Consider the following 24,755-nt stretch of genomic DNA (forward strand, 5'->3'; position numbering starts at 1 on the left):
TACGGTCGGCCGGAATCACAGAAGGGAACCCGGTGTCTGTGATGGTCACAAAAGTCTTCGACAGGTTCATGCCGCCGAACCGTCGACTCAACCCCGAGGCTCTGGCCTGGGTCGCGGTGATCTTTCTTGCCATCGTCATGCTGGCGGTGGAATCGTCGATCGCCGTCTCGGTCAACGATGCTCCCGTCGCACTGGCCTTCGTCGTCACCATCGTCCATGTCGGATCCATGCCGCTGTCCATGCTGCGCCCGCTCTTCGGCACGCTCATGTCGATCGCCGCCTGCACGGTGCTGCCGCTGCTGGGGCCCCACGTGTCCGGGGTGCCGTGGCCGTGGATGGTCCCGATGATGATCACTCAGATCGTCATCATCCTCATCATCGGACTCCGCGCCCACTGGGGAGTGGCGCTGGCGGCTCTGCTCGGCGGCATCGCAGGCTCGGCAGCCGCAGTGCTCATCACTCATCTCTTCGTCGCAGACACCCGCACCGATGGCGCGGTCGTCAACATCCTCATCTACTCCTGCATCGCCGGCGGCGTCTACCTCGCCGCAGTCATCGTCCAGCAGTGGCAGCTCATCCGCTCCCAACTGGTTCAGGAGAAGGAGAACACTGCGGAGGAGCACTCCAAACGAGTGACCATCGAGGAGAAAGCCCGCATCGCCCGGGAACTCCACGACATCGTCGCCCACAGCATGTCGATCATCAACATCCAGGCCTCCAGTGCACCGTTCCGCCATGCCGGAATCGACACCGAGGTGGCCAAAGAGTTCGAAGACATCTCCACCTCCGCCCGCACCGCACTGACCGAGATGCGCGGACTGCTCAGTGTCCTGCGCAACGAGGAAGGCGGAGGAGAACTGGCACCGCAGCCGAACTTCTCCGACATCGATCCGCTCATCGACAAGGCCCGACAAGCGGGAGTGAATGTCACCGTGGAACGCAGCGGCGAACCGATCGACCACCTCATGCGCGACAGCACCGGACTCGCCGGCTATCGCATCATCCAAGAAGCCCTGAGCAATGCGATCCGCCACGCCCGCAACTCCGCCATCGCCATCCGCATCCGCGGTGGCGGCTCAGCCGTCTGGATCAGCGTGACCAACGACCACGGCGACGGCCCCGGCGAAGCGGCGAAGCACGACAAGCACAGCCGACAGGGACTGATCGGCATGCGCGAACGCGCAGCCTCGGTGGGCGGGGAGATCCGCAGCGGAGGCACAGTCGACGGAGGCTTCGAAGTCGAAGCAGTGCTGCCGCTGGTGCCCCGCGAATCCCTCGCCGACAGCAGCGATCAGACCACAGGCAGACCGGCCACGGACGAGGAGACCCCATGATCAGGATCGTCATCGCTGATGACCAGGCGATGGTGCGCGCCGGCTTCGCCGCACTGTTGAGCGCTCATGCTGATATCGAGGTCATCGGACAGGCCGAAGACGGTGCGCACTGTGTGGACCTCGTCGCCGATCTTGCCCCCGATATCGTCCTCATGGACGTCCGGATGCCGCTGATGGACGGAATCGAAGCGACCCGCACGATCGTCGCCGCGAAAGCCGAGCCCCGGATCATCATGCTCACCACCTTCGATATCGACGACTATGTCTTCGACGCCATCCGTGCCGGAGCCAGCGGGTTCCTCCTCAAGGACGCCCCACCCGATGAACTCGCCGAGGCGGTCCGCATCGTCGCCGGAGGCGAAGCGCTCCTGGCCCCGAGCGTGACCAAACGGGTCATCGAACACTTCGCCACCGGCGGGCAGCAGCCCAACCGCACTGCCCTGCCCGAACTCACCGACCGGGAACGCGAAATCCTCATCCAGGTTGCTCGTGGAGCCTCGAACACCGAGATCGCAGCGATCCTGCACATCGCCGTGCAGACCGTGAAGACCCACGTCTCGCGGATCCTGTACAAGCTCGACGCCCGTGACCGCGCCCAAGCTGTCATCGCCGCCTACGAATCCGGCCTCATCATCCCCAACAGCTGAGTCCGCCCGCCTCCTCACCGCCGGCCCCCCCTACCCGAGTAGGGGGTGAAGAACGGCTCCCAGGGGTGACGAAAGATCGGTCCGACATCCCTATGGTGGGAATCATGAACCCGTCTGACCTCATGACCTCCGAAGCGTCCACCTCAGCCGCGACCGCTCTGTCGACTCCGGCGCCCGATCGGGCAGCCCGGGCTGCAGTGCTCGAACGCAGGAGGGCCAGAAGGGGAACCGCCGAACAGGAATTCACCAGCGACTTCAGCGCACTGATGGCTCAGGTCAAAGAAGCGGGTCTCCTGGCCAGGCGACCGGGCTGGAACACGATGCGCTTCGTGCTCCTCGGCCTCGGTTACATCGTGTCCTTCGGAATGCTCTTCCTCATCGGTGAGAGCTGGTGGCAGATGGCGACCGCAGTCGTCTTCGGCGCACTGTTCACGCAGACGGCCTATGTCGCCCACGACGCAGCCCACCGCCAGATCTTCACCAACGGAAAGACAGGGGAGTGGGTGTCGACCATCATCGGCAACCTCTTCATCGGGCTCAGCTACGGATGGTGGCTGAAGAAGCACAATGCGCTTCACCACGCCAATCCGAACAAGGCCGGAGTCGACGGCGACATCGCTCCCGGCGCCCTCGTCTTCGTCGCCGAGGATGCCCGGCAGCGCACCGGGTTCGCCAAATGGTTCGCCGCCCGTCAGGGCTGGTTCTTCCTGCCCCTGCTGACCCTGGCCGGTCTGCAGCTGCACGTCGAATCCGTCAAAGCCATCGCCCGGGGACAGTCGTCGATCAAACGCCGTTGGATCGAAGGCGTCTTCATCGGAATCCGCCTCATCGGGTTTCCCGCGCTCGCCATCTGGGCGGCAGGCCCCCTCATCGGCAGCGTCTTCTTCCTCGTCCAGCTCGCCGTCTTCGGTGTGCACATGGGCGGTTCCTTCGCCCCCAACCACAAGGGCCAGCCGATCGTTCCCAAGGATGTGAAGATCGACTTCCTGCGTCGCCAGACGCTGATGTCACGCAATATCTCCGGCGGTCGTTTCATGGGATTCCTCATGGGCGGACTGAACTATCAGATCGAACACCATCTGTTCCCGAGCATGCCGAGCGTCAACCTGCACCGGGTGCAGCCGATGGTCCGCGAATACTGCCGCCAGAAGGACATCACCTACACCGAGACGACTCTGCTCGAGTCCTATAGGATCATCATCGCCTACCTCAACCGGGTCGGCCTCGGCGAAGCCGATCCCTTCGACTGCCCTGTCACTGCGCAGTTCCGGTCCCGCTGACGGTGACACATTCAGTACCGAACCCGCTGGCCAGAGGAAAACTTCAGGTGAGGTGATCGTGGGCGCCGGAGACCCATTCGGCATAGCGTTCGGCCGAGGTCTGTACCGCTGCGTGGGCTCCGGAGCCGATCGACTGGCCGAAGTTGCCGTACATGCGGTCGAAGTCGAGATCGACCACCGAGGCGGCGATACGCCTGACGACCCCTGCGGACAGGGGCAGATAGTTCGGGAAGCTGCGCATGAACGTCACCCACCCCGACCGGGCCACCGGGCCGATGGAATCGCCGCTGAGCATGACGCCGGTGCCGTCGGCACCCGTCCACACCGCCACCGCACTGCCCGGGAAATGGCCGCCGGTGCGTCGGAGCCTCACTCCCGGCACCGGCACCGCCTCGTGGAAATAGGAGCAGATGGCGGGACCGGCCCGCTGCACCCAATCGAGGTCGGCCCGGCACACGAAGACGGGAGCATCGTCGAAGGCGGCACTCCATTCCATCTGGGTGCCGAACATATGCGGGTGACTGGCGGCGATGGCCGCAACTCCGCCGAGGTCTTGGACCGCCGCGACCGCCTCGGCGTCGATGTAGGCGGGCACGTCGAAGAGCACATTGCCGGAATCGGTACATGCCAGATAACAGGTCTGCCCGATCCCGAACTTCGGTTCGACGCGGATGGCGAATAGGCCCGGTTCGCGCTCCGTGGTGGTGATGCGATGGCCCTCGGATTCGAGTTCCGCCCGAGTCGTCCACTGCTGGCCGGAGGCGGGGACCCACTGCCGGTCATCCTCGCAGATCGGACACAGCTCGGGTGGCGGTGTCGTCGTCTCCACCCCGCAGGTTCGGCAGATCGTCACATCGCTCAATTCCACCATGTCGTCCTCTCGGAAACCACAGACTCCCACCGAGCCTAGTCCTCGCAGGAAACGATGAACAGGGTCGGTGGGAGTCGACTAAGCGGTACGGCTCGTCAGTGGGCGGCCGCGTGCGCCTTCCGGTGGGCGATGACATGGCCGACGAGGATGAGGGCGATGCCCACGGCCAGCCACGCGCTGAGCACCCACCACTGGAGAGCCATGGGAGCGTCCGGGAAGTACGAGAGGTCGCGCAGCAGGGTGCCCGCCGCACCCGGGACGAAGAACTGTCCGATATCGCCCCAGGAGCCGGCGAGGAACTCCTTCGGCTGATTGAGTGAGGCGATCGGATTGCCGATGAGCATGGTGAGCACCGCGCCGATGGCGATGCCTGCGGGACCGATGAGAGAGACGAAGCCGTTGATCAGGCCGACCGTGGCTGCGATCGACAGTCCGATCGCCAGCGCGATGATCGTGAAGCTCCCCTGCAGGATGCCGAACCAGGTCTGCATGATGAGTGCCAGGGCCAGTCCGCCGACGACCCCGTAGACGATGGTGCCGACCAGGCGCATCCGCCGGGAGCGGATTCCCATGCTGGTGAGCACACCGCCGACGATTCCGCCGAGGGTCAGCGGCAGACCCGCGATCGCCAGTCCCGCACCGGAGGGGTCGTCATCGGTCAGCGGCACGACGTCGGTGATCGTCACCTGCGGCACCTCCGTCGCCGAGGCGGCCGGATCGGCGCCGTCTCCTGCCGGGTTGCCCTGCGGCGGGGTCTGACCGGCGGCCACGGCCTCCAGGGTCTTCTGCATCTGCTCCTGCATCTTCTTCGTGCCTTCCTGGAGGCCGGAGATCGCCTGCTGGTCGATGCTGTGCTGCATCTGAGTGCCGATTCCGCTGAGCTGCTGGGCGACGGCAGGGGAGGCGGCCTTGGCGATGAGGATCTCCGGTTCGTCCTCGAGGACGAAGGCTCCGTAGACCTCACGCTCCTCGATGAGCCGAACGGCATCGGCCCGGGAGTCGACGGGCTTGAGGTCGAGCATGCCGTCAGGGGCGTTCTGAGCGATCCGGTCGATCTGCTCGTCGTCGCCGACCGCGGCGATCGGCAGATCCTTGGGGTCCGAGGTCACGGTCGGCCAGCTGAATGCCAGCAGCACGAGGCTGACGACGGCGGCGGCGAGGACGGCGACGAGGATCGCCCGCGGCAGCTGGAGCGAGGAGGCCGATGGCTCCTGTGCGTTCCGGTCCGGCTCCGCCTCATCGGGGGCCTGGTGCGAGTGCTTCCTCGCACGACGGCTGAGGATCTTCGTCGGCATGTCTGTCCAATCATCGAAAACGAATACTCGTTCATTATGAAACCATCGGCTACGATATATCAAGAATGGTCATTCGTTTTTTGGGGGAGATGTGCCGAAGGTCACCGAGGAACACAAGAGTGCCATGCGCGCCAGGATTCAGGATGCGGCTCTGGCCTGCTTCGCTCGCAGAGGATTCGCCGGTGCGTCGATGGCCGACATCGTCAAGGAGGCCGGGCTGTCGGCCGGGGCTGTCTACGTCTACTACGCGTCGAAGGCCGAGCTCATGATCGACGTCGCCCGCAGGGTGATGGAGCCGCGTATGGCGGTGCTCGAGACGGCCAGGTCCGCAGGTGAGGTGACAGCGCCTGCCGAGGTGTTCGTCGAACTCATCGATTCCCTGCTCATCGACAATCCGTTCTCATCGGTCATGGTTCAGGTCTGGGGTGAGGCTTCATACGACGCCGAGTTCGCAGAGTTCGCCAGCGGGATCTTCGAATCCCTCATCACGGAATTCGCCGCCTACCTCGCCGTCTACCTGCAGGATCAGCGAGGCGTGGACGCCGAATCGGCCCAGGCTCGGGCCTCTGTGATGGTTCCGGGGCTGCTGGCCATGATCCAGGGCGCCGTTGTCCAGGCGACGGTTTTCGGGGAATCCTCCCGGCTGCGAGTGCGGGCCGGAATCGCAGAGGTGCTCTCCCGCGTCGAATTCTGAGCCGGTCTGCTGCTCAGACGGAGTCGCCGTCGTCATCGACCGAATGGACGCGGTCTTCTCGCATGCTCACTGTGTCGACTCCGCTCAGCTCCATGAGCGGGGCCATGAGCATGGGCAGAGGCCGTTTGCCGTCGAACCTCACCTCGACCCGCACCATCCGCGTGCCGTCGGCAGTCTCGAAGCGCCGCGAATCCACGATGGTGTTCGCAAACCCCATCCGGCCGGCGAGGGCGAGGATCTCCCGGAGGACTCCCTCTCCGTCGCGGTAGGACACCCGCAGCAGTTTGCGGTGGTCGCTGTCGGGGATCTTGCGGACCAGAGGCGCGATGACGAAGAGCGTGAACAGGTGAAGAGCCGTGAGCATCGCCGCCAAGAGCAGCATTCCCGCGCCGCAGGCCATGCCGACGGCCGCCGTGACCCAGATCGTCGCGGCGGTGGTCAGGCCGCGGACCATGTTCCGCCCCTTGAAGATGACTCCAGCACCGAGGAAGCCGATCCCGGAGACGATCTGCGCAGAGATCCGTGATGGGTCGAGACGGACATCGTTCTCCAGCACTCCCGCGAACCCGTACGCGGAGATCAAGGTGAAGGCGCAGGTGCCGATGCCCACGAGCACATGGGTGCGGTACCCGGCCGCCTTCTGCCTGAACTGTCGTTCGAAGCCGATGAACGAACACAGGACGAAACTGGCCAACAGCAGACCGGCCTCGAGCATGCCGGTGCTGCCCAGGATGTTCTCAAGCGACGAGGAGTTGATCATAGTGACTTCACCATAGCCCCGAACCCGCCGAATAAGACCCCCAGTTGCTACCTGACGGCGGCGCAGCAACCTCGCGCGAGGTAGCTGCGCCGCCGTCAGGTAGCAACTGGGGGCGGGGTCAGACCGTCGAGGGGATCTTTCCGTCGTCCGACTCGCGGCTGCGGGTGAGCCCGTCACCGGCGGTCGGGGCCCTGCGGTCGGATGCCTGTCCGTCGGATTCGTCAGTGACGACGGAGCCCTGAACCGTCTGGTGCGAACCGTGGCCGTGTGATGACTCGTCATCGGCCGCCTCGTCGGTGTTCTGCTGGGAGGGCGACATGCCCAGCGCCAGTGACTGCTTGCGCTGTTCCTTGGCGATCTCACGTTCGCGTTCGAGGTGCAGATTGCCGAAGTCGTGAGCCGTGCGCGGCGGTCTGATCCCGTCGATGAGGAAGACCAGCGCGAGCGAGACCAGACCCCACAGGCCGAGCACCTGCAGGTGTTCGGTGACGACATCGCCGTCGAAGTAGAGGATCGAGCGGATCGTCTCGACCGAGGCCGCCATCGGCAGGAAGTCGTGCAGAGTCGCGAAGAACTTCGGCACCATGTACTGCGAGAGCGCGCCGTTCGACGACGGCACACCGGCGAACATGAGCGTGCCGATGACCGGGATGATCGCGAACATGCCCAAGAGCCTTTCGAAGACCATGGCGAACATGGAGATGCAGGCGATGGAGATGATGCCGACACCCCACAGCGCGGCGAAGTGCCCGTCGACGGCTCCGGTGATCGGTCCCGCGATGGTCGCGACGACCAGGGACATGAACGGCGCATAGGCGAGGATGATCGGCAGCATCCGTTTCAGCGGCCGGGCCCACGGATTGGCGTTGGCGGCAACGATGATGACCATGAAGCCGGAGAGGATCCAGCCCATCGCGACGTACATCACGACCACGCCGTTCTTGTCCCGATCGGGCAGAGGCTTGAGATCGTCGACAGTGAGATCGGAGTCCTGTGCCTGTGCCACCTGCTCGAAGACCTGCACGGCCACCCGGTAGGAGGCGTTGTTGCCGGCCTGGTTGGCGAGGAGCTCGAAGTCCGGATTCTGCTCACTGGGCAGGACGAGAGCGGCGACCTCATCGCGGTTCTCCACGAGTCGTCGTGCCTCGCCCTTGTCGTCGAGCGCGGTGAACTCGAACTTTCCGTCCATCTGCTCATCGAGCTGCTTGATCGTGTCCTCGGCCTGCTCGACCGAGGATCCCACGACCGCCACAGGCATGTCCTTCGGCGTCGGGGAATGCATCGCTCCGAGCATGAATGTGATCATCATGGTCACCATCGCCAGCGGGAAGAGCGTCAGCGAGATGTAGCGCATGAGCTTCGTATCGGGCCTCCGGCCGCCGTGGATCGCGGCCACATTGACGTCCAGGGGCACGGGATGGGAGTTGCGCTTGGCGTAGAAGTGGTCATAGACCTTCGTCAGCAGCAGGCCGGCCACCGCACCGAGGGCGAGGACGAACAGGTGCCCGGTGACGCCATTGCCGTCGAAGTAGAGGACGGAGCGCAGAGACTCTCCGATCGCGGGCATCGGAAGGAATTCGTGGGTGAAGCGGAAGAACTTCGGCATGCTGTACACCGGCATCGCCATATTCGATGACGGCATGCCGAGGACCATGAGGAAGAGGATTCCGAGGATCACGCCCAGAGCGCCGACGAGGCGGGTGATGAAGAGCTGGACGGAGGATATGGCGAAGACTCCCAGCCAGGCGATGCCGAGCACCGCCACCGTGTCCTTGACGTCGACGACGTCGAGGATCGGGCAGGCCACGGTCCAGACGAGGCCGGCGATGGCGGCCGACCATCCGGCGAGGATCGGCACGATGCGTTTGAACTTCAACAGCTCAGGGGAATTCGACCGCAGCACGCTGAAGGGCAGGTATCCGGCCATGACGATGGCCGTCATGAGGAACATCGCCGCCATTCCCGTCGGGTCGCGATCCGGCAGTTCGGCGATGTCCTCGGTCGTGACCTGCAGGCCGTCGTCCTCGAGCGCGGGACGCACGAGCTGTTCGACGGTGCTCGCCTGTTGGACCCCGGCACCGCTGGCTGTGACGATCGTGGCCGTATCGCCTTCGACGATGATCGCTGCCGAGGCATCCCGGTTGTAGACGTCTTCGCGTGCGGAATAGATGTCGTCGGTGGACTCGATGTCGAAGGCGTCGGGCTCAGCGCCGTTGATCGCGAACGTCACATCGTCGGCCTTGGCAGATGAGCCGGCCACGACGATGGGCATGTCATTGGCCTCTGGGGAGTGCATGGTTCCCAGGTAGCTCGTGATCATCATTCCCACGAAGATGAGCGGCATGAGGAAGATCGCAACGGTGCGGCCGATGAATTCGGCCTTCGCACGTTTGGCTGCAGCTTGGTCCTCGGCGGTCAGCGTCGAGCCGACCTCGGAGTCGGAGGCCGGGTGCTCGGACTCGAGGGCCTCTCTTCTCGTGCGTGGTTGGCGATCGGACATTGTCTTCCCCCTGGAGGATCGGAAGTCGTGTGATCCTCGTCGACCACGGTGAACTTCGCCAGTTTAAGACACGTGACTTAAAATTGTGAAATCGAGAACTTGTGATTTCGAGGGCGAGTGGAAAGATGAGGGAATGACGATCCAGAGTGACCGGGCGCGCGATGCGCTGCTCGATGCCGCCGAAGAGCTGTTCGCGCGCAATGGGATCGATGCGGTGTCGAATCGGCGCATCGTCGAACACGCCGGGGCCGCGAACCATTCGGCGATCGCCTACCATTTCGGAGGCCGTGACGGGCTGCTGCGTGCACTCGTCGAGCGGCATCACGACGAGATGTCTCGGCGCAGGATCGAGCTGATGGCGCAGCTGGGCGAATCGCCGAACATCCATGAACTCGTCGCGGCTCGTCTGCGGCCGCTCATCGAACTCCTCGACAGCCTTCCGAAGCCGAGTTGGAGAGCGCAGTTCATGTCACAGATCTCAGCAGTTCCATCCGCCGTCGAAGTGGCCAAAGAAGTGGCCCGGGACACCGATCTGCCCGATGCCCTGCGCTTCATCAACGGTGCGGTCGACGGGATCCCCGAAGGGGTGCTGCGCGGCCGAGCGTATCTGCTGGGGAGCATGGTCGTCGGGGTCTGCGCCGACCAGGAGGCGAAGATGAACGAGGATGCCAACAAAGGCAGCTGGGAACAGGTCGGACGCTTCCTCATCGATGCCGCGGCGGGGATGATCGGCGCACCCGTGACCGACCCGGACGGCGCCGTGCGCTACCCGAGCGTTCCGCTGCTCTGATGAGCAGACAGCTCTGCCCGGGCCCTTTGTTGCTACCTGACGGCGGCCCAGCAACCTCGCGCGAGGTTGCTGGGCCGCCGTCAGGTAGCAACAAAGGGCCCNGAGTTGTCTTGGTCAGCTGCAGCCGTCCGGTCCGCAGACCGCGCCCTCGGAGAAATCCTCTGCCGAGTCATCCGCAGCCTGCGGAGTTCCGGCGAGCACGGTGAGCTTCTGTCCTTCGTCCCAGGCCGTCTCGAGGGCTTGGGAGAAGACCTCGGCCGGTTGTGCCCCGGAGATGCCGTACTTGCGGTCGATGACGAAGAACGGGACGCCGCCCGCGCCGAGGGAGCGGGCCTCGCTGATATCGGCCCGCACCTCGTTCGCGTACTCATCGGCTGCGAGAACCCGGCGGACCTCATCGGGGTCGAGGCCGATCTCGCGGCCCACCTCGGCGAGGTAGTCGATGTCACCGATGTCGCGGCCCTTCTCGAAGTGGCCCGACAGCAGCGCCTCCTTCGCATCCGCCATGAGTCCGTGAGTCTCGGCGAAGTGGAGGAAGCGGTGGGCGGTGAAGCTGTTGACCACGACGATCGAGTCGAAATCGTAGTTCAGGCCGACTTCGGCGGCCTGCTGCGTGACGTGGTCGAACATCTGCCGCACCTGTGCGACAGGCATGCCCTTCATCTGGCTGAGGTAGTCGATCTCGGTGCCGTCGAAGTGATCGGGCAGGTTCGGATCGAGCTGGAAGCTGCGCCAGCGGACGTCGACATCGTCCTTGTGGGCGAAGCCGTCGAGGGCGTCCTCGAAGCGACGCTTTCCGATATAGCACCAGGGGCAGGCGATGTCCGACCAGATCTCAATCCTCATATCAGTGCCAACCGCGTCCACACCGGGGTTATTCCGGGGCTCCGGTTCAGAACAGCGCCTGCTGCGTCGGGGCCGCGAACTGCTGGGCCGGTGCCGCCTGCGAACCTGTCTGCTGCGGAGTTCGGCTCGGGTTCCTGCGGCCGCGCAACCGGGAGGTCGCCGGGTAGTCGTCGTCATTGCGTCCGCGCAGACCATAGCCGTCGATGAGCGGGTTGATGCGCTCGCCGAGCCACCGTCGATACTCCTTCGATGCGTAGGATGACCGGGCGTACATCCTGCGATAGCGGGGGAGGAGCTCGGGATGTTCGCGTTCGAGCCACTCGAAGAACCACTCGCGGGCGCCGGGGCGCAGGTGCAGCGCACCGTAGACGACTCGTGCGGCTCCGGCGTCCTTGATCGCTCGGAGGGCGGAATCGAGGTGATCCCGGGAGTCCGTGAGCTTCGGCATGATCGGCATCATGAACACGGTGACTGCGAACCCGAGTTCGGCGGCCGCGCGCACGGTGGCCAGCCTGGCCTTCGTCGTCGGCGTGCCGGGTTCGATGCTCTGCTGCAGGGCGTCATCGTGAACCGCGATCGACATGCTGATCTCCACCGGGACGTCTTCGGCGGCGCGGGCCAGCAGGGGCAGATCGCGGCGCAGCAGAGTGCCCTTGGTCAGAATCGACATCGGAGTCGACTGTTCGGCCAAGGCGGTGATGATCCCGGGCATCAGGGAGTAGCGGCCTTCGGCGCGCTGATAGGGATCGGTGTTCGTGCCCAGGGCGACATGGTCGCGTGTCCACTTCGGGCGAGCCACCTCGGCGGCGAGGACATCGGCGATGTTGACCTTGACGACGACCTGGCGATCGAAATCCGTCCCGGAGCCGAGATCGAGGTAGCGGTGGGTGTTCCTGGCGAAGCAGTACACGCATGCATGAGAGCAGCCGCGGTAGGGGTTGACGGTCCAGGAGAACGGCATCGAACTGGACTGCGGGACCCTGTTCAAGGCCGACTTCGCCAACACCTCATGGAAGGTGATCCCTGAGAACTCCGGCGTCTGCACCGACCGGATCAGCCCCTTGGTCCCGAAGAGGACAGGGGCGTTCGGGCTCGTGCCGTCGCTCGATTCGTTCCACCGCATGAGTTCATTCGAACACGAGTTCGAATCCAGGTCAAGGGCCTCATGTCACGGGGCAGACAGGGTCAGGAGACGCGCAGGCCCTTGAACTCACTGCGGTGGAAGACCAGGGCTTCGGGCCCATCGTCATTTCGGGTGCCGAGGATCTCGAGCAGAGCCACGGTGTGATCGCCGGCCGCAACCTCCTGGTAGAGCCTGGTCCAGAGGAAAGCCGAGCTGCCGGGAATCGTCAGCCCGCCTCCGGCCGTGACCTCGGGTCTGATGCCCGTGAAGCGCCGACTGCGATCCTTCGCCGCCAGCTGCCTGGCCAGGTGCTCCTGATCGGAGCCCAGCAGGGAGATCCCGAGCTCCGGGGCCCGGCGCAGGGTCGGCCACGTGGTCGATGAGTTCTGAACCGCGACGCTGACCAGCGGCGGGTCGAGAGAGACGCCGACGGTGAGTGTGGAGGCGACGAGGCCCAACGGTGCCGCCTCGACCTCGGCGCCGATGAAGGCCACCCCCTGAGGGAAGTGCGAGAAGGCCTCGCGGAGATTCTCAGGTGTTGCGGGAGCCGCCGGTGCCGGTGATAGTGCGGTGGGGTCTGCCAAGAGCGTCATTCCTTCACCTCTGTGGTCGTGTGATCGTCTGTGTGTCTGCTGTTGTGTTGAGCAGACCAAGCAGATGGGCGCGTCAGTTCGTGCCGATGGGCTCGATCATTGCAAAGCGGAAGCGCCGAGGTCGTGGCCGAGGTCATATGAAGACGTCTTATGACCTCATATGACGCCGAGAGTCGGGACGTGACGCACGCATGCAGGTGCCAGCGAGGACCGGACATAGATTGCTCAGCGAAACACGCATTCGCATGACAGCGAGTCACCCGAACCCCGCGCTATAGGAGCACCAGATGACGCAGACGCCGGTCACCGCACCGAGCACCCAGGACCCGCCGCAGCGGTTCCTGTCCGGAAAGAAGCGGGTGCTGGCCTCGGCCTTCGCCGGGACGACGATCGAGTGGTACGACTTCTACCTCTACGGCACCGCCGCAGCCCTGATCTTCAACGTCCAGTTCTTCCCCTCCGACAGCGAACTCGGCAGCCGGCTCGCTTCCTTCGCCACCCTCGCCGTCGGCTTCTTCGCCCGACCATTGGGCGGAATCGTCGCCGGCCACCTCGGTGATCGGGTCGGACGCAAGGCCCTGCTCGTCGTATCCCTGCTGTCCATGGGGACGGCGTCGACGCTCATCGGTCTGGTCCCGAACTTCGAGGCCATCGGGTGGTGGGCTGCGGTCTCCCTCGTCATCCTGCGCATTGTGCAGGGCCTGTCGGCCGGAGCCGAATGGGGCGGATCGGCTCTGCTGTCGGTCGAACACGCACCTGCCCGCAAACGCGGACTCTTCGGATCCTTCACACAGATCGGATCAGCGGCGGGCATGCTGCTGGCCACCAGCGCCTTCTTCCTCGTCCAGAATCTCATGAGCGCCGAGCAGTTCGAGGCGTTCGGGTGGCGCATCCCCTTCCTCGCCTCCGCACTGCTCGTGGCACTGGGACTGTGGATCCGCCTCGGCGTCTCCGATGCGCCCGAGTTCCAAGAGCTCAAGGACTCCGGAAAAGTCGCCAAGGCCCCGCTGCGCGAGGTCATCACGGCGCACCCGAAGGTCCTGCTCGTCACGATCGGACTGCGCCTGGCACAGAACAGCGTCTTCTACCTCATCACCGTCTACATGCTCAGCTACCTGGCAGAGAACCGCGGCGACTCGACATCGGGAGTCACGGCCGTGATGATCGCCTCTGCAGTGGGCCTGGTGACCGGACCTGCCTGGGGATGGGCCTCGGACAGACTCGGCCGCAAACCCGTGACCATCTTCGGACTCATCGGCATCGCCGTGTTCGGATGGATCTTCTTCGCCTTCCTCGACGCGGGCCCCTTGGGACTGCTGCCACTGGTCGTCATCCTCGGCATGAATCTCGCCCACGACGCCGTCTACGGCCCCCAGGCCGCGTGGTTCGCCGAACAGTTCCCCATCGAAGTCCGCTATTCCGGAGTGAACATGGGCTACCAGCTGGGCACCGTCATCGGCGGCGGAATCATGCCGATGGTCGCTGCCCTGCTCTACGTCGCCGGAGGCCACTCGCCCTGGCTCATCTGCGGCTACCTCAGCCTGCTGTGCCTGCTCTCGCTCATCGCCGCCATCGGCGCAAAGGATCCCGCTCGAGCACTCGCCCGCACCGCATGAACGCGCCTGCCGATTCTTCGGCCCATTCTCACCGCACCACCTGAAAGAGGAGACACCCATGACGAAACCGATCCTGCTCAACGCCTTCGACATGATGACACCGGTCCACCAGTCACCCGGACTGTGGCGCCACCCGGAATCACGCGTCGACGAATTCACCCAGCTGTCCTTCTGGACCGATCTGGCCAAGACACTCGAAGACGGCGGATTCTCCTCACTCTTCCTCGCCGACATCCTCGGCGTCTACGACGTCTACGGCGGCAACGCCGATGTCACGAACCGCGGGGGAGTGCAGTTCCCGCTGCTCGACCCTCTGGTGGCAGTCCCCGCCATGGCCGCAGCCACGAAGACACTGGGCTTCGGAGTGACCGCCTCGGTGACCTACGAGAAGCCCTACCTGCTCGCCCGCACCCTGACCACCCTCGATCACTTCACCAACGGACGTGTCGCCTGGAACATCGTCACCAGCTATGTCGACTCCGCCGCCCGCAACCTCGGGCTCAAGGGCCAGATCCCGCACGATGAGCGCTATGACCGGGCCGACGAGTTCATGGAGGTCATGTACAAACTGTTCGAGGGCTCGATCACCCCGGACGCGCTCAAGGCCGATGCCGACGCCAACGTCTTCGTCGATCCGAACGAGGTTCACGACATCGGCCACGAGGGCAAGTTCTTCACCGTCCCCGGTCAGGCGCTCGCCGTCCCCGGACCGCAGGGCACCCCTCTGCTCTTCCAGGCCGGCGCGTCCAAGCGCGGGCAGGAATTCGCGCTCGACCACGCAGAGGCGATCTTCTTCTCCGGACCGACCCCGGAGATCCTGCGCAGCTGGGTCGACAAGGTCCGCGACGGACTCGAAGAGCGCGGCCGTGCCCGTGACGCGGTGAAGATCTTCGCCCTGGCCACCGTCATCGTCGATGACACGGATGAAGCGGCGGAGGCCCGGCTCGCTGACTACCGTCGCTACGTCGACACCGAATCTGCCCTGTCTCTGTTCGGCGGATGGACCGGAGTCGACCTCTCCGGAGCTTCACCCGAGGACACCCTCGAATACGTGTCGACCGAAGCCAACCAGTCCGCGCTCGCCTCATTCACCACCATGGCCGGAGACAAGCCGTGGACGATCCGCGACCTCGCTGAGTTCGTCGCCCTCGGCGGGCGCGGACCGGTCATCACGGGCTCACCGGCGACGATCGTCGACGAGTTCGAACGCTGGATGACCGAGGCTGATATCGACGGGTTCAACATCGCTGCGGCCGTGCGCCCAGCCGATGCCGAACGCTTCACGAAATACGTCTCGCCGGAACTGCGCCGCCGCGGCCTCCTGCCCGAACCGGTCGCCGATGCCACTGTGCGCGAACAGCTCACCGGAGCCGGCCCCCGCCTGGCCGAGGACCACACGGGTGCCCGGTACCGCCTCGGCGAGGGTGCGCGCGTCTGATTCGCCCAGTGTGAGCCGGCATCGGGACACGGCCGCAGACCGTCGGAGTCTGCGGCCGTGTCCCGATCCGCCGACCGCGTTCTCTGCTCCGGTGACGAAGTGTGACAACGGGAATCGGTGATCAGCGACGAGAGTCCGATACTTGTCGACTGTGACTTCATCAGATCCTGCCGCGTCAGCGGCTCAGACGCCCTCCGGCGCTCAGGCGCTCTCTGGCCCAGAAGCGCCGCGCATCGTGGCCTCCGCGGCCGATATCCACTCGACCCTCGCTGAATTCGGTTCTCAGGGGACGAAGACGACGGCAGTCATCATCCTCGCCCTCGGCGGGATCTTCATGGATGCCTATGACTTCTCCTCCCTGGCCTTCGGCATCACGGCCATCCAGGAGCAGTTCGGCCTCTCCGGTTTCATGACCGGGCTCGTCAACGCCTCGATCATGGTCGGAGCCGTCATCGGCGCTCTCTTCGGCGGTTACCTCGTCGACCGGTTCGGGCGCTACAAGCTGTTCATGGCCGATATGGTCTTCTTCGTCGTCGCCGCCATCGGCTGTGCCGTGTCACCGAACGAATGGGTCCTCATCGCCTTCCGCTTCGTGATGGGCATCGGCGTCGGGCTCGACCTGCCGGTGGCGATGGCGTTCCTCGCCGAATTCTCCAAGCTCAAAGGCAAGGGAAACCGGTCACAGCGCGTCAACGCCTGGTCCCCGGCCTGGTACTTCGCCACCGGAATGGGCTACGTCATCGTGCTCATCATCTTCATCGCCCTGCCCTACGACCAGCATGCGATCCTGTGGCGCATCGTCGTCGGCTTCGGTGCCGTCCCGGCCCTCATCGTCCTCCTCGTCCGCCGCCGCTACCTCGCCGAATCACCCGAGTGGCTGGCCAACCAGGGCGATCTGCGAGGTGCCGTCGAGGTCATGCGCAGCCATCACAACCTCAATGTCGAGCTCGCTCCCGCAGATGAGCGCGAGACCCTGAACGCCTCGGCCGCTCCGGTCCGGGGTGGGCGGTGGAGCGGCTTCGCCGAACTCTTCTCCCCGCGTTACCGGGTGCGCACCATCGTCGCACTCTGCGTCTCCGTGTTCTCGACCTTCGGCTACAACGCCGTCGCCTACGGCACCCCACTCATCATCACCACGCTCTTCCACCAGACTCCGCTGGTCACGATCATCGCCTCACTGGTCATCAATCTGGGCTTCGGCACGCTCGGCGGACTGTTGGGCATGAGCATCATCAACCGCTTCGGAACCCGGAAGATCACCCTGACCGGATTCGCCATTCAGGCCGCGGCACTGGGCACGCTGGCCATCGTGGGAATCCCGAACGGGGCCCTCGTCCTCGTCGCCGTGGCCATGCTCGCAGCCTTCGTCTTCGCGCAGGCCGGCGGACCGGGAGCGAACCTCATGAACTATGCGACCCTGTCCTATCCGACGCGGCTGCGCGGAATCGGCATCGGCTTCAACCAGTCCGTCCTGCGTGCCTTCTCCATCGTCTCGCTCATCATGTTCCCGATCCTTGCGGCCTCTCTGGGCACGGGAGTGTTCTGGATCTTCGCCTGTGCACCGCTGGCCGGTGCGATCGCCGTCGGCATCGTCGCCTGGGACCCGACCGCCAAGGACGTCGAACACGAAGACTGAGGACCGCAACGGCCGCTGTCGGACGCATCGCCCATGACCAGCTGAAACGCTCTGGCAGAGCACGAATGGTATGCCATTTGATGGAGGCCTGGTATCGGGCATTCCGAGGTCGACCCCTCGTCTTGCGTGGCCCTGCTCGGCCGCTTCGAATCGGGCTAAAGCGAACTCGTCCAGCCCGGTTCATTGCCAGCACGGTGTGAGCTGGGTTACTCTGAACTGGTCAGGTTATCGGTGCCACAGAGCTGTGTTTCCACTTTTGGTATCCCAGTTTGGCATGAGCGGATCCAAGGAGCGGACTGCATGAGGAAGACCGAGACGCCGGGGGCGCCGGTGCCCACACGCCTGGGGCCCAGCCCCGAACAGCTGGCGGCCCATCGCATCAGTCCGCGCTTCTACAATGCGGACCTCGCCCCTGCCCGCAAGGAGGGCCGCAGCTGGACGGCCTACAGCGTCTTCACTCTGTGGGCCAACGATGTGCACTCTCTGGGCAACTACGGATTCGCGCTCGGACTCTTCGCCCTCGGCCTCGGAGCATGGCAGATCCTGGTGGCGCTCCTCGTCGGTGCGGCTCTGCTGTTCTTCCTGCTCACCCTCTCCGGGTTCATGGGATACAAGACCGGAGTGCCCTATCCGGTGATGAGCCGGATCTCCTTCGGCATCCACGGGGCTCAGCTGGCCGCCTCGGTGCGGGGAATCGTCGCCATCGCCTGGTTCGGCATCCAGACCTACCTGGCCTCGAGCGTGCTCAACGTCATGCTGCTGACGATGTTCCCGGGGCTGCAGTCCTGGGCCGATGTCGAGTTCCTCGGGCTCTCCGGGCTCGGCTGGTTCTCCTTCTCCCTGCTGTGGGTCGTCCAAGTCATCATCGTCAGCTACGGGATGGAGATGATCCGTCGCTACGAAGCCATCGCCGGACCGATCATCCTCGTCACCTTCCTCGCCCTGGCGGTCTGGATGCTCATCCGCGTCGACTTCTCCATCGCCTGGTCGACCGACGATGCACTCAGCGGCTGGGAGATGTGGATGCACATCCTCGGCGGCGGCTCACTGTGGGTCGCGATCTACGGGACCTTCGTCCTCAACTTCTCCGACTTCACGAGGGCCGCGAAGAAGCGCGGCTCGATCGTCGTCGGCAACTTCTGGGGCATCCCCGTGAACATGCTCGTCTTCGGACTCGTCGTCATCTCTCTGGCCGGCGCGCAGTACAGGATCGACGGCACCGTCATCACCTCACCGGCCGATATCGTCCAGTCAATCGGCAGTCCGGTCCTGCTCGTTCTCGCGTCGCTGTCGCTGCTGCTGCTCACCGTCGCGGTCAACCTCATGGCGAACTTCGTCGCCCCGACCTATGCGCTGACGAACCTGTTCCCGCGCCACCTGAACTTCCGCAGTGCCGCCATCATCTCGGCCGTCATCGGATTCGTCATCCTGCCCTGGAACCTGTATGACTCGCCGGTGGTCATCGTCTACTTCCTCGGCGGACTCGGCGCCCTGCTCGGGCCCCTGTTCGGCGTGATCATGGTCGACTACTGGGTGGTGCGCAGAACGAAGGTCAATGTGCCCCAGCTCTACACCGAGGCCGGTGACGGTGAGTACTTCTACCACCGCGGAGTCAACTGGAGAGCCATCGGAGCCTTCATCCCCGCCTCGGCGATCTCACTTGTCTTCGCCCTCGTGCCCGCGTTCGCCGGATTCTCCGAGTTCTCCTGGTTCTCCGGTGCCGCGATCGCCGCGCTCATCTACTTCGTCATCGCCCGCCGTGACTTCACCTTCCGTGAGGTCGACGGCGAGGAGATCGCCGTCCCGACCCAACACTGATCGGAGCCGAACCATGAGAATCCTCGTCGTCAACGTCAACACGACCGAGTCCATGACCGAGGGCATCGCCCGTGCGGCACGGCAGGCCGCCTCGGCGGGAACCGAGATCATCGGTCTGACCCCCGAGTTCGGAGCGGAGTCCTGCGAAGGCAACGTCGAGAGCCACCTCGCGGCACTCGGCGTCATGGACGCGGTTCTGAAGCATCCCGGTGAGTTCGATGCCGTGATCCAGGCCGGGTACGGAGAGCACGGCCGCGAAGGTCTGCAGGAGCTGCTGGATGTGCCCGTCATCGACATCACCGAGGCGGGGGCGGGCCTGGCGATGTTCCTCGGCCGCCGGTTCTCCGTCGTCACCACGCTCGACCGCACCGTCCCGCTCATCGAGGACCGGCTGCTGCTGGCCGGACTCGATTCCCACTGCGTGTCCGTGCGGGCATCGGGCATGGCCGTGCTCGAACTCGAGGAGGATCCGCAGGCCGCGATCGATGCGATCACCGATCAGGCCGCCGAGGCGGTCGACCGTGACCGTGCCGAGGTCATCGTGCTCGGCTGCGGTGGGATGGCCGAGCTCGGAGCGACGATCACGCGGCGCTGTTCTGTGCCCGTCGTCGACGGGGTCGCGGCGGCCGTGCGCTTGGCCGAATCACTCGTCGGACTGGGGCTGAGCACCTCGAAGGTGCGCACCTATGCTCCCGCCCGGGAGAAGAAGCTCAGCGGCTGGCCGCTCGGTCAGTCGGCGACAGCCGAATCCGCAGCGTCAGGACCGGCAGCGGCAGGATCGGCCTGAGCCTCCTCGGGTCCGGCTTCGGCCAGACGCTTCGAATGCTTGTCGTGCTGCTCCTGACTCGTGCCCAGATGGCGGGCGGCCAGAGACCTGGCCAGCGCCTGATCCCGGCGGGCGATCGCATCGAAGAGCTCGGCATGCTCGGTGGCGACGACCGCGAGATCATCATGCTGACTCAGCTGCCACCGCATCCGTGAGTCCAGCAGGACGCCGATCTCTCCGAGCAGCTCATTGCCCGAGAGTTCTGTGACGATGGCATGGAATTCCGCGGCACAGCGATGAGCGCCGACGACGTCTCCGGCCTCGGCGAGCTCACGGCCCTGGAGCATCGTGGCCTCCAGACGGGCCAGCCCTTCACGGGTATGGCGTTGAGCGGCGAGTTCGAAGGAGAGCACATCGAAGACCGTGCGCACCTCGTTGAGGTCGGCGATGTCGCTGGGGGAGAACTCCCTGACCGTCGACCAGGTGTTCGGCCGGTTCGTCACCAGGCCTTCCGAAGCCAACTTCTTCAGCGCCTCGCGGATGGGCACTCGGGAGACTCCGAGCTCGGTGGCGAGATTGCGTTCGACAAGCCGTGCGCCCGGTCGACGATGGCCTTCGATGATCTCATTGCGCAGCGCCTCGGTGACCCGCATGGTCTCCGACTGGGGGCTCTCACCGGATTTCATTCGGTCCCTTGCCTCATTGTGAGCGCCTCATCGCACGGCCCAGAGTGTCGAGCCCGACCGAGCCGAGGCCCAGGGCCCGGGTGTGGAAGTCCTTGAGGTCGAAATCGGCTCCTGCCGCCGACTTCGCCTCGTCACGGTACTGCTCCCACAGACGCTGGCCGATCTTGTAGCTCGGTGCCTGTCCGGGCCAACCGAGGTAGCGGTCGAGTTCGAAGGCCAGGAACGATCGGTCCATGGCCACATTGTCGGTGAGGAACTGCCAGGCCTTCTCGCGGTTCCAGATTCCGCCGCCGAGACTCTGCGGAGCCTCGAGGCGCAAGTGGAAGCCGATGTCGAGGACGACGCGGGCGGCACGCAGCCGCTGCGAATCGAGCATGCCCAGATAATCGCCGGGATCGTCGAGGAATCCGAGATCGGCCATGAGCTTCTCGGCGTACAGCGCCCAGCCTTCACCGTGGCCGGAGACCCAGCACATGAGGCGTCGCCAGCGGTTGAGGGTTTCGGAGACATAGGTGGCCTGACCGATCTGCAGATGGTGGCCGGGCACCCCCTCGTGGTAGACGGTCGTCTTCTCCTGCCAGGTCGCGAAATCCGTGACACCTTCCGGCACCGACCACCACATGCGGCCGGGGCGGGAGAAGTCATCGGTCGGACCGGTGTAGTAGATGCCGCCGGTGGCCGAGGGGGCGATCATGCACTCGATCGTGCGGACGGGTTCGGGAATGTCGAAATGGGACTTGCCGAGTTCGCGGATCGCCTCATCCGCCACACCCTGCATCCATTCGCGCAGAGCCTCGGTTCCCCTGAGAGTGCGGTCCGGGTCGTTGTTCAGGGCGTCCATGACCTCGAACAGGTCAGCACCGGGGATGATCTTCGCCGCGACCTCGCGCTGTTCGGCGTCGATGCGTTCGAGTTCTTCGAGACCCCAGGCATAGGTTTCGTCGAAGTCGATCTCGGCGCCGAGGAAGTCCCGGGAATGCAGAGCATAGGCGTCGCGACCGCAGGCTTCGTCCTCTCCGGCTGCGGGCAGCAGGTGTTCACCGAGGAAATCGGCCAGTCCCGCCGCGGACTCACGGGCCGCCTCGGCGTGGGTGTCGAGATCCGAGCGGAGGGTGTCGGGAACGTCGGTCGCACCGGCGACGAGGCGATCGAAGTTGCTCCCGGGTTCGGCCAGGGCACGGGCCTGTTCGATGACCTTCTCGACCTGGATGCGGGCGGCGACGCGACCGTCGTCGCGCGCCATCGCCAGGGACTCCTGGTAGCCGGCGAGCGAGCCGGGCACAGCGGCCAGAGTGGTCGAGATCGTCTCCCAATCAGCCGCAGTCTCCGTGGGCATGAGGTCGAAGGCATCTCGGACCTGCTGCAGCGGGGATTCGATGACGTTGAGGCTGGCGTGCTTGATCCCGGCGGCGAAGTGATCACGGTCGACTCCGAGGCGATCACGCATCGCATCGATGGTCACGAGGTCGACCTCGTCGAGGTCGGAGCGGTCCGCGACCTCATCGAGGCGGGCCAGAGTCCGAACGGTGACATCGTTGAGCGCGGAGAGTCCGGCCGGTGAGAAATCATCGAAGCCCTGCGCACCGTCGAGTCCGAGGTAGAGGGCGAGAGAGGGGGAGAGGGCGAGCATGTCATCGACGTAGTCTTCAGCGACCGCATCGACGGCGGTTGGGGTTCTCTTCTCAGTCATGGTGACCACCCTATCGCGAGCTGGGTCACATCGGCGGTGGACCAGACCACGCAATCGCGGCGAACCCGCTAATGTGTCACTGTTCCCCGCAGACAGCAGAAAGCGAGACCGATCTCCAGTGGCACGAGCGAAGCTGTGGACGAAGGACTTCATCGTCGGAATCGGGCTCAACCTCTCGATGTCGATGGTCTTCTACCTGCTCATGACATCGATGGCCGGATACGCAGTGGCACGGTTCTCCGCCGGTGAGGCCGCTGCCGGCTTCGCTTCCTCGTCATTCGTCGTCGGTGCCGTCGTCGCCCGTGTGCTCACCGGGAAGTATCTCGACTTCATCGGTCGGCGCAAGCTGCTCATCATCACCATGGCGGTTTCCGTTCTCGCCTCCCTGGCCTATATCGCCGCAGCCGACCTCACCCTGCTGCTGACTCTGCGCATCGTCCACGGAATCGCCTTCGGTGCCGGGAACACGGCGATCATGACCGCCATCCAGAGCATCATCCCCGCTTCCCGACGGGGCGAGGGCACCGGATACTTCGGCACCGCGACGACCCTGTCGACCGCGCTCGGACCGTATCTGGGAGTCGTCCTGCCCCGTGAGTTCGACTTCGTCATGCTCTTCGCAGCCTCGGCGTTCATGTCCGTCCTCGCTCTCATCTGCTGCCTCCTCATCCGACTGCCGGCGCAGGAGATCAGCGACTATCAGCGGCGGACGAAATGGCATCTCAAACTCGGCACGCTCGTCGACCGGGACGGGCTGCGGATCGGCTCGGTCATGCTCCTGGCCGGCACCGCGTATGCGGCAGCGCTCGTCTTCCTCGCCGGCTATGCGGCCGAACACGGCGTCGCCTCTGCTGCGTCCCTGTTCTTCGTCGCCTTCGCTGTGGCGTCCCTGTTCGCCCGCCTGTTCGTCGGCAGGCTGCAGGACACCCTCGGTGACAATGCGGTGATCTTCCCCGTCTTCATCGCCGATATCGCCGGCAATGTCCTGCTGGCATTGTGGCCGACGATGACGGGGATCGTCCTGGCCGGAGTGCTCATCGGCCTCGGGTTCGGCTCGCTGATGCCGTGCATGCAGGCCATCACCGTCAAATCCGTGCCGATGAGCCGTGTCCCCGTCGCCACCGCGTCGTTCTTCCTCCTCCTCGACGCAGGTTCCGGCATCGGCCCCGTCGTCCTCGGCTTCCTCTACCCCTTCACCGGCGGAAACGGAATGTTCCTGGTCTGCGCCGGACTCGTCGTGGTCGCCATCGGCGTGTACGTCGTGGTGCACGGACGTCGCCGCGGCGGTCGCCCCGGCGGAGAATTCCTCGGCTGAGGCTCCGGTCGCGGACGCGGAAGCGGCACCCACCCTCCCAGAACTACCCGACGGAGGCCCAGCAACCTCGCGCGAGGTTGCTGGGCCGCCGTCGGGTAGCAAGAGGGCGGTTTTGGGTTCGGCGTGATCGCGATAGCCTTGAGAGGATCGACCGGAGGTTCGGCACCGCCGTCCTCCGTCCCAGTGTCTGCCGCCGGAGGATGAGAATGAAGTTCGCGCTCGCTCAGATCAACACCACCACCGAGGTCGCCGACAACCTCGCGAAGGTCCGCGCCTATACTCGGGACGCGGCCGCGGCAGGAGCTCGGTTCGTCGTCTTCCCGGAAGCCACGATGTCGGCGTTCGGATCAGGACTGCGCACCATCGCCGAGGAGCACACCGAGTCATGGCGGACCGCGCTGAGTGAGCTGGCCGTCGAGACCGGAATCACCGTCGTCGTCGGCGAGTTCGCGACCACCTCAGCCAGGGTCATCAACCTGCTCGCCGTCTACACTCCCACCGGTGAGCGCAGCGAGTATGCGAAGATCCACCTCTACGACGCCTTCGGATTCAAGGAATCCGACACCGTCGAGGCAGGGGAGGAGCCGGTGCTCTTCACCATCGACGGCGAGGACATCGGTCTGGCTCTGTGCTACGACATCCGCTTCCCCAAGCTCTTCGCCGAGCTCAGCCGTCGCGGTGCACGACTGGCGGTCGTGGCCGCCTCGTGGGGCGCCGGTCCCGGGAAAGTCGAACAGTGGGAGCTCCTCGCCCGAGCCAGGGCGCTGGATTCGAATATGCTCGTCGCCGCGCTCGGCCAGGCCGATCCTGAGGTCTCCGGGGTCGACGTGCCGAAGAAGGGGCCGACGGGAGTCGGCCACAGCCTCGTCTCCGATCCCTTCGGGAACGTTCTGGCCTCGCTCGACGGAGCCGAACGCCTCGAGATCATCGACGTCGACCTGGCAGGCGCGGACAAGGCGGCCGAGACCGTGCCCGTCCTGGCCAACGCCAAGCTCGGGTATTGAGCCGCGCCGCGACCCGGTGTTCGACTGCAGCCGTGCTCGACCGGGGCCGCACT

Annotated in this window: 21 protein-coding genes; 12 read left to right on the forward strand and 9 right to left on the reverse strand. The window is 65.1% G+C overall.

All coding sequences use genetic code 11. The features are described 5' to 3' along the window. The first annotated feature begins 41 nt into the window (after positions 1-41). The 3 genes from FHG09_RS11495 to FHG09_RS11505 all read left to right on the forward strand — a co-directional run bounded on the left by FHG09_RS11495 (position 42) and on the right by FHG09_RS11505 (position 3,261). A complete protein-coding gene (locus tag FHG09_RS11495; RefSeq protein WP_152347806.1) occupies positions 42-1,334 on the forward strand; it encodes a sensor histidine kinase in 1,293 nt (430 codons plus the stop codon). Beyond that, positions 1,331-1,981 (forward strand): response regulator, encoded by a 651-nt coding sequence (locus FHG09_RS11500; protein WP_152347807.1) that lies wholly within the window; start codon positions 1,331-1,333, stop codon positions 1,979-1,981. The genes FHG09_RS11495 and FHG09_RS11500 overlap by 4 nt, the downstream gene beginning before the upstream one ends. Before the next feature lie 104 nt (positions 1,982-2,085). Beyond that, positions 2,086-3,261, forward strand: a complete 1,176-nt coding sequence (locus tag FHG09_RS11505; protein ID WP_227492721.1) for a fatty acid desaturase family protein — start codon at positions 2,086-2,088, stop codon at positions 3,259-3,261. Positions 3,262-3,304: 43 nt separating this feature from the next. Here the strand turns inward: FHG09_RS11505 and FHG09_RS11510 are convergent, their stop codons facing one another. Continuing rightward, complete coding sequence (locus FHG09_RS11510) at positions 3,305-4,132, reverse strand: hydrolase (RefSeq protein ID WP_152347808.1); 828 nt, start codon at positions 4,130-4,132, stop codon at positions 3,305-3,307. A 95-nt stretch (positions 4,133-4,227) separates the two neighbouring features. Beyond that, positions 4,228-5,427: an ABC transporter permease gene (locus FHG09_RS11515; protein WP_152347809.1), complete on the reverse strand. Its 1,200-nt coding sequence runs from the start codon at positions 5,425-5,427 to the stop codon at positions 4,228-4,230. A 124-nt stretch (positions 5,428-5,551) separates the two neighbouring features. Here FHG09_RS11515 and FHG09_RS19835 point away from each other — a divergent pair, with 124 nt between their 5' ends. Further along, entirely contained in the window at positions 5,552-6,121 is a 570-nt protein-coding gene (locus tag FHG09_RS19835; protein WP_193627368.1) for a TetR/AcrR family transcriptional regulator, read from the forward strand. Positions 6,122-6,134: 13 nt separating this feature from the next. On the opposite strand, the gene FHG09_RS11525 is transcribed toward FHG09_RS19835, so the two are convergent. Beyond that, positions 6,135-6,881: an MgtC/SapB family protein gene (locus FHG09_RS11525; protein WP_152347810.1), complete on the reverse strand. Its 747-nt coding sequence runs from the start codon at positions 6,879-6,881 to the stop codon at positions 6,135-6,137. A gap of 118 nt (positions 6,882-6,999) precedes the next feature. Then, the gene (locus tag FHG09_RS11530) at positions 7,000-9,381 is read right to left on the reverse strand and encodes an ABC transporter permease (RefSeq protein ID WP_193627369.1); all 2,382 of its coding nucleotides are present in this window, start codon (positions 9,379-9,381) and stop codon (positions 7,000-7,002) included. A gap of 133 nt (positions 9,382-9,514) precedes the next feature. Between FHG09_RS11530 and FHG09_RS11535 the strand changes: the two genes are divergently transcribed. Next, entirely contained in the window at positions 9,515-10,171 is a 657-nt protein-coding gene (locus FHG09_RS11535) for a TetR/AcrR family transcriptional regulator (RefSeq protein ID WP_152347811.1), read from the forward strand. Positions 10,172-10,285: 114 nt separating this feature from the next. On the opposite strand, the gene FHG09_RS11540 is transcribed toward FHG09_RS11535, so the two are convergent. From FHG09_RS11540 to FHG09_RS11550, 3 genes are all read right to left on the reverse strand, one after another. Next, a complete protein-coding gene (locus FHG09_RS11540; RefSeq protein WP_152347812.1) occupies positions 10,286-11,017 on the reverse strand; it encodes a DsbA family protein in 732 nt (243 codons plus the stop codon). A gap of 46 nt (positions 11,018-11,063) precedes the next feature. Next, entirely contained in the window at positions 11,064-12,140 is a 1,077-nt protein-coding gene (locus FHG09_RS11545; RefSeq protein WP_152347813.1) for an Rv2578c family radical SAM protein, read from the reverse strand. Positions 12,141-12,202: 62 nt separating this feature from the next. Further along, positions 12,203-12,733 (reverse strand): flavin reductase family protein, encoded by a 531-nt coding sequence (locus tag FHG09_RS11550; protein ID WP_152347814.1) that lies wholly within the window; start codon positions 12,731-12,733, stop codon positions 12,203-12,205. Between the two features lie 287 nt (positions 12,734-13,020). Here FHG09_RS11550 and FHG09_RS11555 point away from each other — a divergent pair, with 287 nt between their 5' ends. The 5 genes from FHG09_RS11555 to FHG09_RS11575 all read left to right on the forward strand — a co-directional run bounded on the left by FHG09_RS11555 (position 13,021) and on the right by FHG09_RS11575 (position 20,028). Continuing rightward, positions 13,021-14,349, forward strand: coding sequence for an MFS transporter (locus FHG09_RS11555; RefSeq protein WP_152347815.1), 1,329 nt, complete (start codon positions 13,021-13,023; stop codon positions 14,347-14,349). A gap of 58 nt (positions 14,350-14,407) precedes the next feature. Then, positions 14,408-15,787, forward strand: a complete 1,380-nt coding sequence (locus tag FHG09_RS11560; protein ID WP_152347816.1) for an LLM class flavin-dependent oxidoreductase — start codon at positions 14,408-14,410, stop codon at positions 15,785-15,787. Between the two features lie 151 nt (positions 15,788-15,938). Further along, positions 15,939-17,423 carry an MFS transporter gene (locus FHG09_RS11565; protein WP_227492722.1) on the forward strand — a complete coding sequence of 495 codons (1,485 nt, stop codon included), beginning with the start codon at positions 15,939-15,941 and terminating at the stop codon, positions 17,421-17,423. 300 nt (positions 17,424-17,723) lie between these two features. After that, positions 17,724-19,241 carry an NCS1 family nucleobase:cation symporter-1 gene (locus FHG09_RS11570; protein ID WP_152347818.1) on the forward strand — a complete coding sequence of 506 codons (1,518 nt, stop codon included), beginning with the start codon at positions 17,724-17,726 and terminating at the stop codon, positions 19,239-19,241. Positions 19,242-19,254: 13 nt separating this feature from the next. Continuing rightward, complete coding sequence (locus FHG09_RS11575) at positions 19,255-20,028, forward strand: aspartate/glutamate racemase family protein (RefSeq protein ID WP_152347819.1); 774 nt, start codon at positions 19,255-19,257, stop codon at positions 20,026-20,028. Here FHG09_RS11575 and FHG09_RS11580 read toward each other — a convergent pair. Further along, complete coding sequence (locus FHG09_RS11580; protein WP_152347820.1) at positions 19,971-20,693, reverse strand: GntR family transcriptional regulator; 723 nt, start codon at positions 20,691-20,693, stop codon at positions 19,971-19,973. The two genes, FHG09_RS11575 and FHG09_RS11580, sit on opposite strands and share 58 nt — an antisense overlap. A 13-nt stretch (positions 20,694-20,706) precedes the next feature. Next, positions 20,707-22,383, reverse strand: a complete 1,677-nt coding sequence (locus tag FHG09_RS11585; protein WP_152347821.1) for a DUF885 domain-containing protein — start codon at positions 22,381-22,383, stop codon at positions 20,707-20,709. A 118-nt stretch (positions 22,384-22,501) separates the two neighbouring features. Between FHG09_RS11585 and FHG09_RS11590 the strand changes: the two genes are divergently transcribed. Both FHG09_RS11590 and FHG09_RS11595 read left to right on the forward strand, forming a co-directional pair. Then, positions 22,502-23,698, forward strand: a complete 1,197-nt coding sequence (locus tag FHG09_RS11590; protein WP_152347822.1) for an MFS transporter — start codon at positions 22,502-22,504, stop codon at positions 23,696-23,698. A gap of 206 nt (positions 23,699-23,904) precedes the next feature. Beyond that, entirely contained in the window at positions 23,905-24,702 is a 798-nt protein-coding gene (locus FHG09_RS11595) for a carbon-nitrogen hydrolase family protein (RefSeq protein ID WP_152347823.1), read from the forward strand. Positions 24,703-24,755: the final 53 nt, after the last annotated feature.

The organism is Brevibacterium sp. CFH 10365 (genome assembly GCF_009299785.1).
GTDB classification, from domain to species: Bacteria; Actinomycetota; Actinomycetes; order Actinomycetales; family Brevibacteriaceae; genus Brevibacterium; species Brevibacterium limosum.

Excerpts from the sequence above, each read along its gene's own strand:
- FHG09_RS11495 (WP_152347806.1), top strand. The coding sequence starts at position 42 with ATGGTCACAAAAGTCTTCGACAGGTTCATGCCGCCGAACCGTCGACTC.
- FHG09_RS11500 (WP_152347807.1), top strand. The coding sequence starts at position 1,331 with ATGATCAGGATCGTCATCGCTGATGACCAGGCGATGGTGCGCGCCGGC.
- FHG09_RS11505 (WP_227492721.1), top strand. The coding sequence starts at position 2,086 with ATGAACCCGTCTGACCTCATGACCTCCGAAGCGTCCACCTCAGCCGCG.
- FHG09_RS11510 (WP_152347808.1), bottom strand. The coding sequence starts at position 4,132 with ATGGTGGAATTGAGCGATGTGACGATCTGCCGAACCTGCGGGGTGGAG.
- FHG09_RS11515 (WP_152347809.1), bottom strand. The coding sequence starts at position 5,427 with ATGCCGACGAAGATCCTCAGCCGTCGTGCGAGGAAGCACTCGCACCAG.
- FHG09_RS19835 (WP_193627368.1), top strand. The coding sequence starts at position 5,552 with ATGCGCGCCAGGATTCAGGATGCGGCTCTGGCCTGCTTCGCTCGCAGA.
- FHG09_RS11525 (WP_152347810.1), bottom strand. The coding sequence starts at position 6,881 with ATGATCAACTCCTCGTCGCTTGAGAACATCCTGGGCAGCACCGGCATG.
- FHG09_RS11530 (WP_193627369.1), bottom strand. The coding sequence starts at position 9,381 with ATGTCCGATCGCCAACCACGCACGAGAAGAGAGGCCCTCGAGTCCGAG.
- FHG09_RS11535 (WP_152347811.1), top strand. The coding sequence starts at position 9,515 with ATGACGATCCAGAGTGACCGGGCGCGCGATGCGCTGCTCGATGCCGCC.
- FHG09_RS11540 (WP_152347812.1), bottom strand. The coding sequence starts at position 11,017 with ATGAGGATTGAGATCTGGTCGGACATCGCCTGCCCCTGGTGCTATATC.
- FHG09_RS11545 (WP_152347813.1), bottom strand. The coding sequence starts at position 12,140 with ATGCGGTGGAACGAATCGAGCGACGGCACGAGCCCGAACGCCCCTGTC.
- FHG09_RS11550 (WP_152347814.1), bottom strand. The coding sequence starts at position 12,733 with ATGACGCTCTTGGCAGACCCCACCGCACTATCACCGGCACCGGCGGCT.
- FHG09_RS11555 (WP_152347815.1), top strand. The coding sequence starts at position 13,021 with ATGACGCAGACGCCGGTCACCGCACCGAGCACCCAGGACCCGCCGCAG.
- FHG09_RS11560 (WP_152347816.1), top strand. The coding sequence starts at position 14,408 with ATGACGAAACCGATCCTGCTCAACGCCTTCGACATGATGACACCGGTC.
- FHG09_RS11570 (WP_152347818.1), top strand. The coding sequence starts at position 17,724 with ATGAGGAAGACCGAGACGCCGGGGGCGCCGGTGCCCACACGCCTGGGG.
- FHG09_RS11575 (WP_152347819.1), top strand. The coding sequence starts at position 19,255 with ATGAGAATCCTCGTCGTCAACGTCAACACGACCGAGTCCATGACCGAG.
- FHG09_RS11580 (WP_152347820.1), bottom strand. The coding sequence starts at position 20,693 with ATGAAATCCGGTGAGAGCCCCCAGTCGGAGACCATGCGGGTCACCGAG.
- FHG09_RS11585 (WP_152347821.1), bottom strand. The coding sequence starts at position 22,383 with ATGACTGAGAAGAGAACCCCAACCGCCGTCGATGCGGTCGCTGAAGAC.
- FHG09_RS11595 (WP_152347823.1), top strand. The coding sequence starts at position 23,905 with ATGAAGTTCGCGCTCGCTCAGATCAACACCACCACCGAGGTCGCCGAC.